This is a genomic window from Mesorhizobium sp. M3A.F.Ca.ET.080.04.2.1 (assembly GCF_003952525.1).
Taxonomy (GTDB): Bacteria; Pseudomonadota; Alphaproteobacteria; order Rhizobiales; family Rhizobiaceae; genus Mesorhizobium.
The window spans coordinates 2,914,327-2,929,914 of record NZ_CP034451.1 but is presented as its reverse complement, the minus strand read 5'-3'; the positions used below and the strand labels follow the sequence as shown (position 1 = coordinate 2,929,914).

The 15,588-nt window shown below is 65.7% G+C and carries 14 protein-coding genes; 11 read left to right on the top strand and 3 right to left on the bottom strand.

Annotated features, from left to right (window positions below; all coding sequences use genetic code 11):
* Nucleotides 1-113: 113 nt before the first annotated feature.
* From EJ074_RS13960 to ugpC, 7 genes are all read left to right on the top strand, one after another.
* The gene (locus tag EJ074_RS13960) at nucleotides 114-1,136 is read left to right on the top strand and encodes an AraC family transcriptional regulator (RefSeq protein WP_095806728.1); all 1,023 of its coding nucleotides are present in this window, start codon (nucleotides 114-116) and stop codon (nucleotides 1,134-1,136) included.
* 129 nt (nucleotides 1,137-1,265) lie between these two features.
* Complete coding sequence (locus tag EJ074_RS13955; protein WP_095806727.1) at nucleotides 1,266-1,997, top strand: FadR/GntR family transcriptional regulator; 732 nt, start codon at nucleotides 1,266-1,268, stop codon at nucleotides 1,995-1,997.
* Nucleotides 1,994-3,196, top strand: coding sequence for a PLP-dependent transferase (locus tag EJ074_RS13950; protein WP_095806726.1), 1,203 nt, complete (start codon nucleotides 1,994-1,996; stop codon nucleotides 3,194-3,196). Before EJ074_RS13955 ends, EJ074_RS13950 begins: the two co-directional genes overlap by 4 nt.
* Nucleotides 3,197-3,223: 27 nt before the next feature.
* A complete protein-coding gene (locus EJ074_RS13945) occupies nucleotides 3,224-4,501 on the top strand; it encodes a sugar ABC transporter substrate-binding protein (RefSeq protein WP_129553532.1) in 1,278 nt (425 codons plus the stop codon).
* Between the two features lie 182 nt (nucleotides 4,502-4,683).
* Nucleotides 4,684-5,607, top strand: a complete 924-nt coding sequence (locus EJ074_RS13940; protein WP_095806724.1) for a sugar ABC transporter permease — start codon at nucleotides 4,684-4,686, stop codon at nucleotides 5,605-5,607.
* The gene (locus tag EJ074_RS13935) at nucleotides 5,607-6,455 is read left to right on the top strand and encodes a carbohydrate ABC transporter permease (RefSeq protein ID WP_095806723.1); all 849 of its coding nucleotides are present in this window, start codon (nucleotides 5,607-5,609) and stop codon (nucleotides 6,453-6,455) included. The genes EJ074_RS13940 and EJ074_RS13935 overlap by 1 nt, the downstream gene beginning before the upstream one ends.
* Before the next feature lie 3 nt (nucleotides 6,456-6,458).
* Entirely contained in the window at nucleotides 6,459-7,526 is a 1,068-nt protein-coding gene (gene ugpC, locus EJ074_RS13930; protein ID WP_095806722.1) for a sn-glycerol-3-phosphate ABC transporter ATP-binding protein UgpC, read from the top strand.
* A 1-nt stretch (nucleotide 7,527) separates the two neighbouring features.
* On the opposite strand, the gene EJ074_RS13925 is transcribed toward ugpC, so the two are convergent.
* Genes EJ074_RS13925 through EJ074_RS13915 form a run of 3 tightly spaced genes read right to left on the bottom strand, consistent with a single transcriptional unit; the run spans nucleotide 7,528 to nucleotide 10,692 of the window.
* Nucleotides 7,528-8,379: a TIGR01459 family HAD-type hydrolase gene (locus EJ074_RS13925; protein WP_095806721.1), complete on the bottom strand. Its 852-nt coding sequence runs from the start codon at nucleotides 8,377-8,379 to the stop codon at nucleotides 7,528-7,530.
* On the bottom strand, nucleotides 8,376-9,647 hold the full coding sequence (locus EJ074_RS13920) for an FGGY-family carbohydrate kinase (RefSeq protein ID WP_095806720.1): 1,272 nt from the start codon (nucleotides 9,645-9,647) through the stop codon (nucleotides 8,376-8,378). Before EJ074_RS13920 ends, EJ074_RS13925 begins: the two co-directional genes overlap by 4 nt.
* A 4-nt stretch (nucleotides 9,648-9,651) precedes the next feature.
* Complete coding sequence (locus EJ074_RS13915) at nucleotides 9,652-10,692, bottom strand: class II aldolase/adducin family protein (protein ID WP_095806719.1); 1,041 nt, start codon at nucleotides 10,690-10,692, stop codon at nucleotides 9,652-9,654.
* 191 nt (nucleotides 10,693-10,883) lie between these two features.
* On the opposite strand from EJ074_RS13915, the gene EJ074_RS13910 reads away from it, so the two are divergent.
* From EJ074_RS13910 to EJ074_RS13895, 4 genes are read left to right on the top strand one after another with little or no spacing between them, the layout of a single operon-like run.
* Nucleotides 10,884-11,666: a DeoR/GlpR family DNA-binding transcription regulator gene (locus tag EJ074_RS13910; protein ID WP_095806718.1), complete on the top strand. Its 783-nt coding sequence runs from the start codon at nucleotides 10,884-10,886 to the stop codon at nucleotides 11,664-11,666.
* Nucleotides 11,663-13,039 (top strand): carbohydrate kinase, encoded by a 1,377-nt coding sequence (locus tag EJ074_RS13905; RefSeq protein WP_095806717.1) that lies wholly within the window; start codon nucleotides 11,663-11,665, stop codon nucleotides 13,037-13,039. Before EJ074_RS13910 ends, EJ074_RS13905 begins: the two co-directional genes overlap by 4 nt.
* Complete coding sequence (locus tag EJ074_RS13900; protein ID WP_095806716.1) at nucleotides 13,036-14,592, top strand: sugar ABC transporter ATP-binding protein; 1,557 nt, start codon at nucleotides 13,036-13,038, stop codon at nucleotides 14,590-14,592. Before EJ074_RS13905 ends, EJ074_RS13900 begins: the two co-directional genes overlap by 4 nt.
* Nucleotides 14,589-15,587 carry a ribose ABC transporter permease gene (locus tag EJ074_RS13895; protein ID WP_129553531.1) on the top strand — a complete coding sequence of 333 codons (999 nt, stop codon included), beginning with the start codon at nucleotides 14,589-14,591 and terminating at the stop codon, nucleotides 15,585-15,587. The genes EJ074_RS13900 and EJ074_RS13895 overlap by 4 nt, the downstream gene beginning before the upstream one ends.
* Nucleotide 15,588 lies beyond the last annotated feature (1 nt).

The following is a 15,588-nucleotide window of genomic DNA, read 5'->3' as shown; positions in this document are numbered from 1 at the left end:
CGGCGATGATTTGCCGATAATGTCCCTAAGCTGCGTCCTCGATCGCGATCGAGGTCGTTCTCGATCGCGATCTGGGCCATTATCCGTGCCTCCCGATTTGTCTCGAGACTGCCGTGATTTTCGTTCCTCTGCCCTTCGTCGTCGCCCTGCTGCTGCTGATCCTGCTTGTCAGGATCCTGCAGGGCGAGCAGTCGTCGCAAGCCAACCGTCCATTCCTGGCCCTTGTGGGGTTGTGCGCTGTGCAATCTATCCTCGTCGGCTTGCGCTGGGGCTATGATGTCCTGGATTTGCGCTTTTTGATGCCTGTGGTGGCGAGCTGCCTGCCGCCGCTGGTCCTGGCGAGCTTTCGCAGCTTGATCCATCACGATGCGGCGGAAGCGGACGGTGTCCGCTGGCTTCATGCCGCACCCCCGGTGGTCATCGTCGGGCTGTTGCTGCTGGCTCCCGCGTTGATAGATGCTGCCTTGATCGTGATCTTCGTGGGCTACGCATTGGCTGTGCTCAGCCTTGGCCGCGCCGGCCCGGACGCGCTGGACGAGGCACGCTTCGACGGCGCAATAGCCGCGCATCGCGCGCTCGTCATCGCAGCCGCATCGCTTTGTCTGTCGGCCCTGTTCGATTTGGTGGTGCTCCTGGATTTCGAATGGAGCAGGGGCAAGAACGCGGCCTTCCTGGTCAGCAATGCGAACCTTCTCGGTCTCTTTCTCTTCGGTATCACTGCCATTGTCGCTGCCCGCGCACGGGCAACTCCGATGCCTCCCATCGAAACTGAGGCCGCATCCATCGCCGCGCAGGATCGCGAGGTCCTCGACCGCATAGACAAGCTGCTGGTCGAGCAGAAACTCTCGCGCGACGAAAACCTGACCTTGTCGCGCCTGGCGCGGCGCGCTGGCGTTCCGGCCCGCCGCATATCCGGCGCGGTCAACCGGCTCGCCGGCAAGAACGTTTCGCAATACATCAACGATTTCCGCGTCGCCGAAGCCTGTCGGCTGCTGCACGAAACCGACCTGTCCGTGACGGCTGCGATGCTGGAATCCGGCTTCCAGACCAAATCGAATTTCAACCGCGAGTTCCGGCGCGTTACCGCGCTCAGCCCAGCCAACTGGCGCGAGAAGGCGCGGTCGGCGGCGACCTGACCGGTTCAGCCGTGACCGATCTGAACTTCACGGTCACTACATCAGGTGACGACTCCAGAAAAAATGATTGACTCATGTCGTAGTGCGTGCAGAAATTGGTTGGACCATTGAACCACTTTAGGTTTTGGCGTGACCGATCTCCTGCCGCCCATCCAGACCACGGCCCGCGACGACGCGGTGCTCAAGGCGTTGGCGGGCTTCGTCAGGCAGGAGGCCCTTGGCCCGGGTGAAAAGCTGCCGACCGAGCGCATCCTGGCGGAGCGTCTCAAGGTCAGCCGCAACACGGTGCGCGAAGCGCTCACCCGCTGGGAAGGGTTGGGCCTGGTTGAGCGGCGGCAGGGCAGCGGTACCTATCTCAAGGCGGCCGTCTCGCCCGATATGTTGCACATGCCGCTGACATTGGCCGGCGGCAATGATTTCGCCGGCCTGATGTCCACGCTGGAGATCCGCCGCGCGCTGGAGGCCGAGGCCGCCGCCCTTTGCGCCGTCCGCGCCGGCAAGGCCGAGATCGCAGAGATCGAACGCAAGCTCGACATCATGGAAGAGGCCTTCCACACCCGCGCCGGCATGTCGTCGGAGGAGGACTGGGAATTCCATCAGGCGGTCTTCCGTGCCTCGGGAAATCCGCTGTTCGAGCAGATCATCGCCGCCATGTACGAGATGTTCCACCGCTTCTGGGAACATCCGCTCGGCGTGCGCGACTTCGGCCATGCCAGCTTTCCCTATCACCGCACCATCTTCGACTGCATCGCCGCGCACGATCCGGACGGGGCCCGCGACGAGGCGCTGAAGCTCATCGCCACCGTCGAGGACGACCTGAAGCGCGGCGCCGCCAACCTCAAACTTTCGGACCGCAGATGAACGAGCACCCGACCGGTTTCGACCCGGCTTCTCTGGCCAGCGACTATCTCGGCGAGGCCGCCACGCTTCTCGCCCATGACGATCCGTTTCCCGGCGGGGCGGTGGTGCCGCCGATCTACCAGACGTCTCTGTTCACCTTCGACAGCTATGCCGACATGGCCGACACCTTCGCCGGCCGTCGCCGCCAGCCGATCTATTCGCGCGGCGACAATCCGACGGTGATGGAGTTCGAGGCGCGTGTCGCGGCGCTCGAAGGCGCCGAGGCCGCGCGCGGCTTCTCAAGCGGCATGGCGGCCATCAGCGCCACGGTGCTCGCCTTCGTCGGCGCCGGCCAGCGCATGGTTGCCGTACGTAACTGCTACGGCGATGCCTACCGGCTGTTCGAACGGCTGTTCCCGCGCTTGCAGATCAAGGTCGACTATGTCGACGGTTCCGATCCCGACGCCGTGGCGGCGGCGCTTCCCGGCGCCAAGCTGCTCTATCTCGAAAGTCCGACCTCGATGATGTTCGAGTTGCAGGACATCGCCCATCTGACGCGGCTGGCGAAGGAACAGGGCATCGTCACCACCCTCGACAATTCATGGGCCACGCCTGTCTTCCAGAAGCCGATCTCGCACGGTGTCGATCTGGTGCTGCATTCGGCTTCGAAGTACCTCGGCGGCCACAGCGACACCGTTGCCGGCGTGGTGGCCGGCTCGGCCGCGCATATCAGGCACATCAACGAGCAGACCTATTCCTCGCTCGGCGGCAAGCTGTCGCCTTTCGAGGGCTGGCTCTTGCTGCGCGGGCTGCGCACGCTGCCGCTCAGACTGCCGCATCATATGAAGAGCGGGCTCATGCTGGCCGAGCGGCTGAAAGCACATGGCAAGGTTGAGCGGGTCAACCACCCTGCCTATTCCAACCATCCCGGCAAGCAGACACTTGCCGGCTATGCCGGGCTGTTCTCCTTCGAGGTCGCCGAGGATGTCGACATTCCGGCTTTCGTCGATGCGCTCAGGCTGTTCCGCATCGGCGTCAGCTGGGGCGGCCACGAAAGCCTGGTCGTGCCGGCAAAGGCTTCGCTCGAGCAGACGCCGGGTCTCAATTCGATGGCGCGCTTCGGCGTCAGCCCCCGAACCATCCGCTTCAATGTCGGGTTGGAGAATGTCGAGGACCTCTGGACGGACATCGCCCAGGCCTTCGACAAGGCAAGAAGATAACCAGAGTACAAAATGGGAGTTTCGAACATGAAAAGACTGACATTCATGCTTGCCGCCGTTGCCGGCCTGGCGATCTCCGCCGGGGCCGCGCTGGCCGACACCACCATTAAGATAGTCGAGGTCATCACCAGTCCGCCGCGCACCGAATTCCTGAAGAAGCAGATCGCCGAGTTCGAGCAGGCCAATCCCGGCATCAAGGTCGAGCTCGTCTCGCTGCCCTGGGGCCAGGCGTTCGAGAAGTTTCTCACCATGGTCCAGGCCGGCGACACGCCCGACGTGGTCGAGATGCCGGAACGTTGGATGGGCCTCTACGCCAACAACGGCCAGCTCGAGGATCTCGGCCCCTACATGGCCAAATGGGACGACGCCAAGACGCTCGGCGACCGCGCCAAGCAATTCGGCTCTACCGTCAACAACACGCAGTTCATGATCCCCTACGGCTACTATGTGAACGCGCTGTTCTGGAACAAGAAGCTGTTCAAGGAAGCGGGTCTCGACCGTCCGCCGGCAACGCTCGACGAGTTCGTCGAGTTCTCCAAGAAGATCTCCGCCATCCCCGGCAAATACGGCTACTGCCTGCGCGGCGGCCCCGGCGCCTTCAACGGCATGCACATGTTCATGAACATCGCCGACGGCAAGGGCGGCTATTTCACCGAGGACGGCACCTCGACCATCAACGACGAGGGCTCGGTCAAGGGCCTGCAGATGCTGGCCGACATGTACAAGAACGGCCTGGCGCCGAAGGATTCCGTGAGCTGGGGCTTCAACGAGACGGTGACCGGTTTCTATTCCGGCACCTGCGCCATGCTCAACCAGGATCCCGACGCGCTGCTGGGCATCGCCGACAAGATGAGCGCCGACGACTTCGCCGTGGCGCCGTTGCCGGTCGGACCGAGCGGCAAGTCCTACCCGACCTTGGGCTATGCAGGTTGGGCTATGTTCGCCAACTCCCAGCACAAGGAAGAGAGCTGGAAGCTGATGGCGACGCTTCTGTCGCCCAAGGACAATCTGGAATGGGCAAAGGAAGTCGGGGTCGTCCCGATCCACAACGGCGCCGACCAGGACGCTCACTTCAAGACCGAGCAGTTCAAGGGCTGGTTCACCGAGCTGAGCGACAGCTCCAAATATGAAATGGTGACGCCGCCGACGCATCTGGAAAACCTCGGCAACTTCGTCGACCAGGTGGCGATCAAGAACTTCCAGGAAGTGCTGCTCGGCCAGAAGCCCGCCAAGCAGGTGGCCGACGAATGGGCGGCGTTCCTGACCAAGGAGCAGCAGGCCTGGCTGGCGAAAAATAAGAAGTGACGCCCACTCTGCCTTCTCCCCGTTCAACGGGGAGAGGTGTCACGAAGTGACGGATGAGGGGCAGCGCCGAGTTCCGAGAAGCTGGCTCCGCCCCTCATCTGCCTGCCGGCATCTTCTGCCCGTGAACGGGGAGAAGGGCGCTGTCGTCTGCGCCGGCACCCACTACTTACCGCGAGCACCGCATGACCTACGCCGTGTCCGAAATCCGATCCGCCGCCAGGCCGCGCAACAAGCGGCTGAGCAAGGCGGCGATCGAGCCTTGGCTCTATCTGTCGCCGGCAATCGTCCTGCTGGTCGTGGTGCTCCTGGTGCCGCTGATCATCGGCATCGGCTATTCGTTCCGTAAGTTCTCTGCCTTCAAATCGGAATATGTCGGCCTCGGTCAGTATGAGGCGATGCTCTCCGACGCCGTGCTCGGCCAGGCGCTGGTCAACACGCTGTGGTGGACGGTCGCCAGCCTGTTCTTCCAGTTCTTCCTCGGGCTCGGCCTGGCGCTGCTGCTCGACAAGCCGTTCCATGGCCGCAGGATAGTGCAGGCGGTGGTGTTCCTGCCCTGGGCGGTGCCCTCCTTTCTGTCGGGCCTCACCTGGGCGTGGCTGTTCAACCCGATCATTGGGCCGCTGCCGCACTGGCTCTTCGCGCTCGGGCTGAAGGCCGAGCCGACCAATGTGCTGTCCGATCCCGCCACCGCCATGTGGGGGCCGATCGTCGCCAACATCTGGTTCGGCATTCCCTTCTTCGCCATTACGCTGCTGGCGGCGCTGAAGTCGATCCCGTCCGAATTGCACGAGGCCGCCGCCATCGACGGCGCCTCGCCCTGGCAGCGCTTCACCAAGGTGACGCTGCCTTTCCTGGCTCCGACCATCGTCATCACCGTCATGCTGCGCACCATCTGGATCGCCACCTTCGCCGACCTCATCTTTGTCATGACCGAGGGCGGACCGGCGGGCTCGACCAGCACGGTGCCGGTCTACATCTATGTCAGCGCCTTCAAATCGCTGGATAAGGGCTATGCCTCGGCGGTCGCGGTGCTGCTGCTGGTGCTGCTGATTGCTTATGCGATCGGCTTGATCGCCATCCGCCGCACGTTGGTGAGGCACGTCTGATGATCGCCGGACGCTCCACCTCCTCGCGCATTGCCGGCGGCATCGGTCTCTACGGCGCGATTGCCGCCTACGTGATCTTCGCGCTGTTCCCGATCTTCTGGACGCTGAAGATCTCGGTGACGCCGGAGCGGCTGCTCTACTCCGAAGGCATCACCTTCTGGCCGTCTGAGATGACGCTGCGCAACTTCGACACCGTGCTCGAAGCCTCCGACTTCCCGCGCTATTTCCTGAACAGCGTCATCGTCTCGGTATCGACGGCGGCACTGGTCACCGTCATCGCCACGCTGGCTGGCTACGCCATGTCGCGCTTCGCCTTCCGTGGCAAGGCTACCTTGGCCATCCTGCTGCTGCTGACCCAGACCTTCCCGCTCGTCATGGTCATTCCGCCGATCTATCGTATCATGGGCGATCTCGGCCTCACCAACAGCCTGACCGGCCTGATCATCATCTACACCGCCTTCAACACCGCCTTCGCCACCTTCCTCATGCAGTCCTTCTTCGACGGCATTCCGAAGGATCTGGAGGAGGCGGCGATGATCGACGGCTGCACGCGTGCCCAGGCGATGCGCCGGGTGATCGTCCCGTTGACTTTGCCCGGCATGGGCGCGACGCTCGGCTTCGTCTTCACCGCCGCCTGGAGCGAGTTGCTGTTCGCGCTGATGCTGATCTCCAGCGATGAGCAGAAGACCTTTGCCGTCGGCCTGCTCACCTTCATCGGCAAATTCGCCGTCGACTGGGGGCAGATGATGGCCGCCTCGATCCTGGCGCTGATCCCGGTCTGCATCTTCTTCGCCTTCCTGCAACGCTATCTCGTCACCGGCCTCACCGCCGGCGCGGTCAAAGGATAAAAGATGGCTTCCGTCACCCTGCAACATGTCGAGAAGGATTACGGCGCGCTGCGCATCCTGCACGGCGTCGATCTCGAGATCGCTGACGGCGAGTTCGTCGTCCTCGTCGGTCCGTCCGGCTGCGGCAAGTCCACGCTGCTGCGCATGATTGCCGGGCTTGAGGAGGTCACCGGCGGCGAGATCCGCATTGGTGAGCGCCTGGTCAACGACGTCGCGCCGAAAGACCGCGACATCGCCATGGTGTTCCAGTCCTACGCGCTCTATCCGCACATGGACGTCTCCTCGAACATGGGCTTCAGCCTGATGCTGAAGAAGGCCGAGAAGACCATGATCGATGGCAGGGTCGGCGCCGCGGCCAAGCGTCTGGGCCTGGATAGCTTCCTCGGCCGCCTCCCGCGCCAGCTCTCCGGCGGCCAGCGCCAGCGCGTCGCCATGGGCCGCGCCATCGTGCGCGACCCGAAAGTGTTCCTGTTCGACGAGCCGCTGTCGAACCTCGACGCCAAGCTGCGCGTCCACATGCGCGCCGAGATCAAGGCGCTGCACCAGCAGCTCAAGACCACCTCGGTCTATGTCACCCACGACCAGGTCGAGGCGATGACCATGGCCGACCGTATCGTCGTCATGCATGACGGCTATGTGCAGCAGGTCGGCCACCCGCTGGAGCTCTACGACCGCCCGGCCAATGCCTTTGTCGCCGGCTTCATCGGCTCGCCGGGGATGAACTTCCTGCCGGCCAAGGTCGCCAAGGGCGGCAAGGTCGATGCGGTGCTGGCCGACGGCCACAAGCTCAGGCTGCCGGACGGCCTGCCATTGACGGATGGCGATGCGCTGACCGTCGGGCTGCGGCCCGAGCATATCAAGCTGATCGACGACGGCGCCCTGAAGGCCGAGGTCGAGGTGGTCGAGCCACTGGGCCTCTCGACGCAGTTCTATGTCAGGCTGGCCAATCAGCAGGTCTGCGTCTTCGTCATGGGCCGCAGCAATGTCAGGCCGGGCGACACCGTGCGGCTGTCAGCCGATCCGGCCGCGCTGCATCTGTTCGACCCGGAAAGCGGCGCTCGCATCGGATAGGTCAGCGCCAGCGGAAGGCGTCGAGAGTGTAATCGGGCCACGCGCCAAGCTCTCGGTACAGTCCGGCCAGATCGCCGCTATCGGCCAATATCCCGGACAAGACCAGCACGGTCGCCACGCCTGCACCGGCCCCGCCTGCGATGTCGTGCTCGATGCTGTCGCCGACGCAGACAATGTTGTCGCGCGCCGGATTTCCGGCCGTCCCCAGCGCCGCTTCAAAGATCGCCGGGTAAGGCTTGCCGATGCGGCTGACGCTGCCGCCGAGGCGCTCATAGAGGCCGGCGATCTCGCCGGCGCCGAAACGCGGGCCAACCGCGGTCAGCATGATCCGGTCGGGATTGGTGCAGAAGCACGGCACCCGCCGCGCTGCGGCCGGGCCAAGCAGCGCGCTGTAATGATCGAGATCGTAGCGATCGCCCTCGCTGGCCGAGAGCAGCACCAGCTCCGCGTCGTCGCCGCTGTCGGTTACGGTCAGGGGGAGGCCTTCGATTGCCGAACGGTCGCCGTCGCGGCTGACCAGCAGGCATCTTGTGCCGGGCTTCAAGGCGCCCGAGCCCACCATGCCCTTGAACCTTCGCCAGGCCACCTCGCCGGACGACACGAAATGGTCCCAGCTCCCGGCCTCGAAGCCGAGCTTGAGCAGCCGCCGCTCGTTGGGCGCCGCCCGCTTGCCGGAATTCGAGATCAGCACCACCGCCTTGCCGGCGCGCTTCAGCGCCGACAAGGCTTCGACCGCGCCGGGATAAGGCTCTCTGCCGTCATGCAGCACGCCGAACTGGTCGAGCAGGAAGACCCCGTAGCGTTCGGCCAGCGCTGCGATCCCGTCGAGATGTTTGGCCTGTTTCGCGCTCAAAGCAGCCCCGCTTCCTTTGCGCCCATCAGGGCCAGCCGCGCGGTGCCGGCGGCGGCTTCGTTTGAGAGCGCGGGCAGGAAATCGACTCCGAGCTTGCGCCGTCGGATCGCGGTCCAGGCGGCATTTGCGGCGCCCCCGCCGACGCTGCGCACCGAGGTGAGCTTCGGCGCGCCGAGTTCGGCAAGCCTCCGATAGCCGAGCGCCTCGATGGCCGCGATGCCTTCCAGCATCGCCTTGAGATAGTCGGCGTCGGATGCCGGCCTCGGCAGCAGGCGCGGCTGCAGCGAAGGATCGGCAATTGGGAAACGCTCGCCGGGTACCCCGAGCGGATAGTAGTCGAGGCCGGTCTGGGTTGCGGGATCGATCGCGGCGCTGAGCTCGACGATGCGGTCCAGCGTGAAATGCTGGGCAAGAACCTTGCCTCCGGTGTTCGAGGCGCCCCCCGCTAGCCAGGCGTCGCCCAGCCGATGGCTGTAGATGCCATAGCGCGGCGCAAAGATCGGCCGGCCGGACAGGATCTTGATGGTCAGCGACGATCCGAGCGCGGTGACACCCTCGCCCACGCCTGTGGCGCCCGTCGCCAGGAATGAGGCGCAGCCATCCGTGGTGCCGGCAACAATCGCCACCTCGCGCGGCAGCCCGAACAGGTCGGCGGCGGCCGTAAGGGTGCCGGTGACGCTGCCCGGCCTGACGACCGCGGGCAGCAGCGCCATGCGCATGCCGGTCGCCGCGATCCAGTCTGGCCAGCGTCGCGCCTCGGCGTCATAGCCGGTCTTCAGGCTGTTGTTCTCGTCGCTGACGTCGAAACGGCCTGAGAATTGCCCGGCGATCCAGTCGCCCTGGTGAAGCACGGCATGGACGCCGGGCAGCCGCTGGAACCAGAGCGCCTTGGCGAGGCCCGATGTCGCCCCATGCGCGGCGCTTGTTTCCGGCGCCCAACGGGCGATCGCGGCGAGGACCGCGTCGTCCGGAACCCTGTCGTTGTACATCAGCGGCTCGGCCAGCGGCAGCCCGGCGCCGTCGACCGGCAGCAGGGTGCCAGACGTGCCGTCGACGGCGATCGCGCGCACCGCCGCGCGGTCAATGCCGGAGAGCAGCTCCTTCAGCGTCGCCTCGACCGCGGCCCACCAGACGGCGGGATCGCGCCCGTTCGCGCCGAAGCGTTCGAGCGGTGCTGCGGCATGCGCTGCTATTGAAAAATCCGGCCGCATCGCGACAGCCCGCGACCCGGAGGTGCCGACGTCGATGCCTATGGCAAGCGGCGCCATGCGCCTAGCCCGCCGCGTTGAGTTTCTGGCGATACTGCTCGGCATCCCAGTTGATCAGTTCGTCATTCTCGGCGGCGGTGAGGTAATTCAGCCGCGCCGTGATGTCGATCCGGACAGTCACGTCGGCAAGGCAGCGCTGCATGGCGTCCGCGCCCGAGCTGGCGTCGCCGCGCATCAGCACGCCGGCGCCGGGAAAGAGGACCGCGACCGGGTCTTCGCCCAGCCGCGCGGCGACATCGGCAACCTGCTCGCCGGGTCTTGCCAGCACCGAGCCCTGGCCGAGGAAGATGACATGGTCCGGATAGAGGCTGCCGGCTTCGGCCATGCGGCAGCTGTCCACGTCGAGCGCCACCGCATGCGCCTCGGCATCTGCCGGCAATCTGTAGCCGCTGTCTCCGGCAAGCGCCGTCAGGGCCTCGACATCCGGTCTCGCCATCACTCGCGCCGGGCGCGCCAGAAGCGACCTGACCCGATGCAGCAGACGCTCCGCCTCGGCCACGGTCTCGGCGGCCACGACCAGCCCGTGATTGCCGAGGATCAGCACGTCGACTCCGGGCCGGAGCCGTTCGGCAATGCCCTGGGCAAGCGGCAGGCCCGGCCGGCGATAGGGAACATAGGCCCATTCGATGCCCTCGAGACGCCGCGCGGCCTCGCTTTCACAATCGGCCTGGACCGCGAGCGAGATGGTATCCACGCAATGGACATGCAGCACGACCCGCTGCGGCATCAACGCGTGCACCGTGGTCTCGATCGACGGGCGCAGCCCGCGCGGATTGAGCGCATCGATGGCGAAGGCCTGCGGCTTGTCCGCGGCCGGATCGTGCCGTTTGACGGCCTCGATCAGCGGCGTCATCGCCACCGGCACCATGATGTCGTCGGATAGGGCATCCTTCAGCCAGGTTCCGGAAGCCTTGATCCACAGCGTATCGCCGGCTTTCAGCGAAGTGTTGCCGCCGGCCGCCTGGGTCAGATGCGGATTGCTGCCGATCCTTGCCGAAAGCGCCCGCAAGGCGGCCAGTTCCTGCGCGTCAGCTTCAGTCGCCATGGCGCTTGTCCTCCGATGGCTTGATCGGGTCCGGCATCATCTCCCGTCGGGGAGCGTTCGGCGCTGATATCGCAGATGCGAGCGACTTACGTCAACAGTGATCTAGTATCGTCAAAATAACTTGCATTCCGCCTGGTGTTGAGTAAGTTGCGCCAATTGCCGTGGAAAATGGCATCTCGGGAGGGAAAGACTTGAGCGACTCCGGCCGCCAGCGTCAGATCGTCGAGCTGTTGCGCGACCGCCCCTTCGCGTCGGTGCGCGAACTGCAGGAGCGTCTTGGAGTGTCGGCCGCGACGGTCAGGCGCGACATCGACAAGATCGACGAGGCCGGCGAGGCGCGGAAGGTCTACGGCGGCATATCGGCTCTCGACGGCGCGGCCCACGCCAGCGTCGCCTATGCCAGGCCCTATGACGAGAACCGGGATCTGGCGGTCGACGCCAAGCGGCAGATCGCCGCCGTCGCCGCGACCATGGTGCGCGACGGCGATGCCGTCATCGTCCATGGCGGCTCGACCTGCTTCCAGCTTGGCGTCAGGCTTGCCGAGCGCAATATCCGCCTCTTCACCAATTCCATGCCGCTCGCGGCCTATCTCTGCGATCACGGCCACTGCAGCCTCACCATCGCCGGCGGCGACCTGCACCGCGAACCCGGCATCATCCATTCGCTCACCCAATCGGTGCCTTTCTACGCTTCGAAATTCTTCCTCGGCGCGCAGGGTCTCGGTCATGAAGGCGTGCTGGAATCGCATCCTCTCCTGGTGCGCTCGATCGTCGATCTCAGCCTCTGCGCTGACCAGATCGTGGTGTTGGCCGACAGCCGCAAGCTGTCGATCCACGCCCGCAATGTCGCGCTGCCGCTGTCGCGCATCGGCACGCTGGTGACCGACGACGGTCTTTCCGATGCCGACGCGCGCATGCTGGAGGACGCCGGCGTCGCGGTGCGCATCGCGCCGTCCTCGGGAGCCGTCCAGTGAAGGTGGCGGTGCTTGATTTCGGCAAGACCAATTCGAAGCTGTTCGTCTTCGGACAGGACGGGCACATCCTCGACGAGCGGCGCACCAGGCCCGACTGGATACGCAAAGATGGTTTCAGCGTGCTCGACGAGGCGGCGCTTCATGACTGGGCGCTCGCTGCGGTCAACGAGGCCGTCGACGGCCATGGCATCGAAGCCCTGATGGTGTCCGGCCATGGCTGCACGTTCGCCCTGGTCGACGAAATGGCGCTGACGCATCCGATCCTCGACTACGAGCAGGAACCGCCGGCCGAAATCGCCGCGCGGATCGATCGTCGCATTCCCGATTTCGCCGAGACCTTCTCGCCGCGCCTGCCGCTCGGCTTCAACTACGGCCGTCACATGCTGTGGCTGCAGGAGGTTGAGCCCGGCGCCTTCGCGGCGGCGACGTCGATCCTCGGCTATTCGCAATATTGGAGCTGGCGCTTCGGCGGCCGCGCCGTTTCGGAAGTGTCCTATCTCGGCTGCCATTCGCATCTGTGGGCGCCGCGTCGGCGCGACTTCTCCTCGCTGGTCGACGCCGAAGGATGGCGCGGCCGGATGCCGGCCTTCGCCCGTGCCGGCGCGGTCATCGGGGAGCGGCGTTTCGGCAAGGCCGGCAAGTCCGTCGCCATCCACAACGGCGTCCATGACAGCAACGCCGCGCTCCATGTCCATCGGCGGCAGGAACTCGGGCCGCTCACCGTGGTGTCGACCGGCACTTGGGTGATCGTCCTCAACCCGGACTGCCCGCTCGAGGCGCTCGACCGCGACCGCGACATGCTGGTCAATGTCGATGTAGACGGCGGCCCGGTGCCCACCATCCGTTTCATGGGCGGGCGCGAGTTCGCGGCCATCAGCGGCAACTGGCAAGGCACCATTGCTCCGGCTTCCATACAGCAGGCAATCGATGCCGGCGTCATGGCCCTGCCGAGCTTTGCCCCGGGCGGCCCGATGCCCGGCCGGGCAGGTGAAATCATAGGCAGCGTTTCCCATGGCGAGGAACGCGCGGCCATGGCGCTGCTCTATGTCGCGCTGATGGTCGACCTCTCGCTCGACATGATCCGTTCGCTGGGCGCGGTCATCGTCGATGGCGGCCTCAATGCGGGCGGCCTGCTCGCCGGTCTTTTGGCCGCGCTGCGCCCCGGCCAATCTTTCCTGCAGGGCTCCACGCTGGAAGGCAGTGCCACCGGTGCGGCCGCGCTCGCCTTCGAGAGCGTCGGCCGCGAATTCGCCGCCGAGAAGCCGCAGCCGGCGCGTGCTGCGAGCTTCCGGGGTCTGACCGGCTACCGTGACCAATGGCGCGGCCTCATTGCCGAGCGCGGCGTCGCCCGGTCGGCGGGAGGTGCGCGATGAGCTCCGCCGCCCATGTCGAGGCGACGCAGAGGCCGGTCTTGGAGATGCGTCACATCTCCAAGACCTTCGGCCCTATCCGCGCACTGCAGGATGTGTCGCTCGCCGTGAACGCCGGCGAACTGCACGCGCTGATGGGCGAGAACGGCGCCGGCAAGTCGACGCTGATGAAGGTGCTGTCCGGCGCCTACCGGCCCGATGCCGGCGGCGAGATCCTCATCGACGGCGCGCCGATTGCCACCGGCGATCCGATCAAGGCCCGCGCCCACGGCATTGCCGTCATCTACCAGGAACTATCGCTGGCGCCGAACCTCACCGTCGCGCAGAACATCTTCCTCGGCAACGAGCCGCGCAGGTTCGGCATCGTCGACCGCGATCGGTGCAACCGGCGTGCCCGGGACATCATCGGCCGGCTTGGTGTTTCCTTCTCGGCGCGCGCCCTGGTCTCCAGCCTGTCGCTCGGCGAGCGTCAGCTGGTCGAGATCGCCCGCGCGCTGTCGACCAGCGCCCGCATCATCGTCATGGACGAGCCGACCACCTCGCTGACCTCGCGCGAGACCGAAAGGCTGTTCGAAGTCATTGCCGCGCTCAAGGCACAAGGGATCGCCATCATTTACATCAGCCATCGCATGGAGGAGGTCTACCAGCTCGCCGACCGCGTCAGCGTGCTGCGCGACAGCGGCTATGTCGGCACTCTGGAGCGCGCCGATCTCAACGCTTCGCGCCTTGTCTCGATGATGGTCGGCCGCGACCTCTCGGCCTTCTACAAGAAGGATCATCGCCCGCCGGACAGCAAGCGCAAGGTGGCGCTGTCGGTGCGCGGCATGTCGGACGGCAGGCTGTTGAAGGACTGCTCGTTCGACCTCTATCACGGCGAGGTGCTGGCGCTTGCCGGGCTGGTCGGCTCCGGCCGCACCGAGCTCGCCAGACTGATTTTCGGCGCCGACCGGCGCAGCGCGGGCGAGCTGAAGCTCGACTGCAAGCCGCTCGCCATCGCCTCGCCGCGCGAGGCGCTCGAGGCCGGCATCGCCTATCTCACTGAGGACCGCAAGGAGCTCGGCCTGTTCCTCGACATGTCGATTTCCGACAACATCAACATGGGCGTGCTCCCCAGGGATGCGCGCGCCGGCGGCTTCCGCGATTTCGCCGCCGCCGACCGGCGCGCCGCCAAGGCGGTCGCCGACCTGTCGATCCGCACGAGGTCGGCGCAGGCCAATGCCGGCTCGCTGTCGGGCGGCAACCAGCAAAAGGTGCTGCTCGCCCGCCTGCTGGAAACCGAGCCGAAGGTCGTCATTCTCGACGAGCCGACGCGCGGCGTCGATGTCGGCGCCAAGTCGGAGATCTACCGGCTGATCGACAATCTCGCCAGCAGGGGCATCGCCATCCTGATGATCTCCAGCGAATTGCCGGAAGTGATCGGCGTCGCCGACCGCGTGCTGGTGATGCGCGACGGCGCCATCGTCGGCGAGGTGACGGCGTCGGCCGGCGAGCCACTTCGTCAGGAAGCGATCATGGAACTTGCGACGGGAGCGGCCCAGGAAGGACCGAAGCGATGACCGACAGCACATCGGCAGCGACGACAGCGGACCAGGCGGCGCTCAGGAGTCGGCGGTTGCGCACGGCCTTCGCCGCGCTCGGCATGCTGCCCGTGCTGGTGCTGCTTGCGGCCGCCTTCCAGCTGATCAACCCGCGTTTCCTCACCGGCACCAACCTGCTGATCGTTAGCCAGCAATCGTCGATCAACATCGTGCTCGCCGCCGGCATGACCTTCGTTATTCTCACCGGCGGCATCGACCTCTCCGTCGGCTCCGTCCTGGCCGCGTCGGCGATGGTGGCAGTGCTGGTGTCGCTGGTGCCGGATTGGGGCATGCTCGGCATTCCCGCCGCCATCCTGGTCGGCCTCGGCTTCGGCGTCATCAATGGGCTGCTCGTCGCCTATGTCAGGCTGCCGCCCTTCATCGTCACGCTGGGCTCGCTCACCGCGGTGCGCGGCCTCGCCCGGTTGCTCGGCGAGGACACCACCGTGTTCAATTCCGACCTGCCGTTCGACTTCATCGGCAATGGCTCGCTGCTCGGCATTCCGTGGCTGGTCATCATCGCGCTGACGGTGGTGGTGCTGTCCTGGATGGTGCTCAAGCGCACGGTGCTCGGCACCTGGATCTATGCCGTGGGTGGCAATGCCGAGGCGGCGCGCCTCACCGGCATCAAGGTGCCGCTCGTGCTGCTCTTCGTCTATGGGGTCTCCGGCCTGCTTGCCGGCCTCGGCGGCGTGATGTCGGCGGCCCGACTTTATGCCGCCAACGGTCTGCAGCTCGGCCAATCCTACGAGCTCGATGCCATCGCTGCCGTAATCCTCGGCGGCACCAGCTTCGTCGGCGGCGTCGGCTCGATCTGGGGCACGCTGATCGGCGGCCTGATCATCGCGGTGCTCTCCAACGGACTCATTTTGGCCGGTGTCTCCGACATCTGGCAGTACATCATCAAGGGATTGGTCATCATCGTGGCGGTCGCCCTCGACCGTTACCGGCTCCAGGCCGGCGCAAGAACGTGAT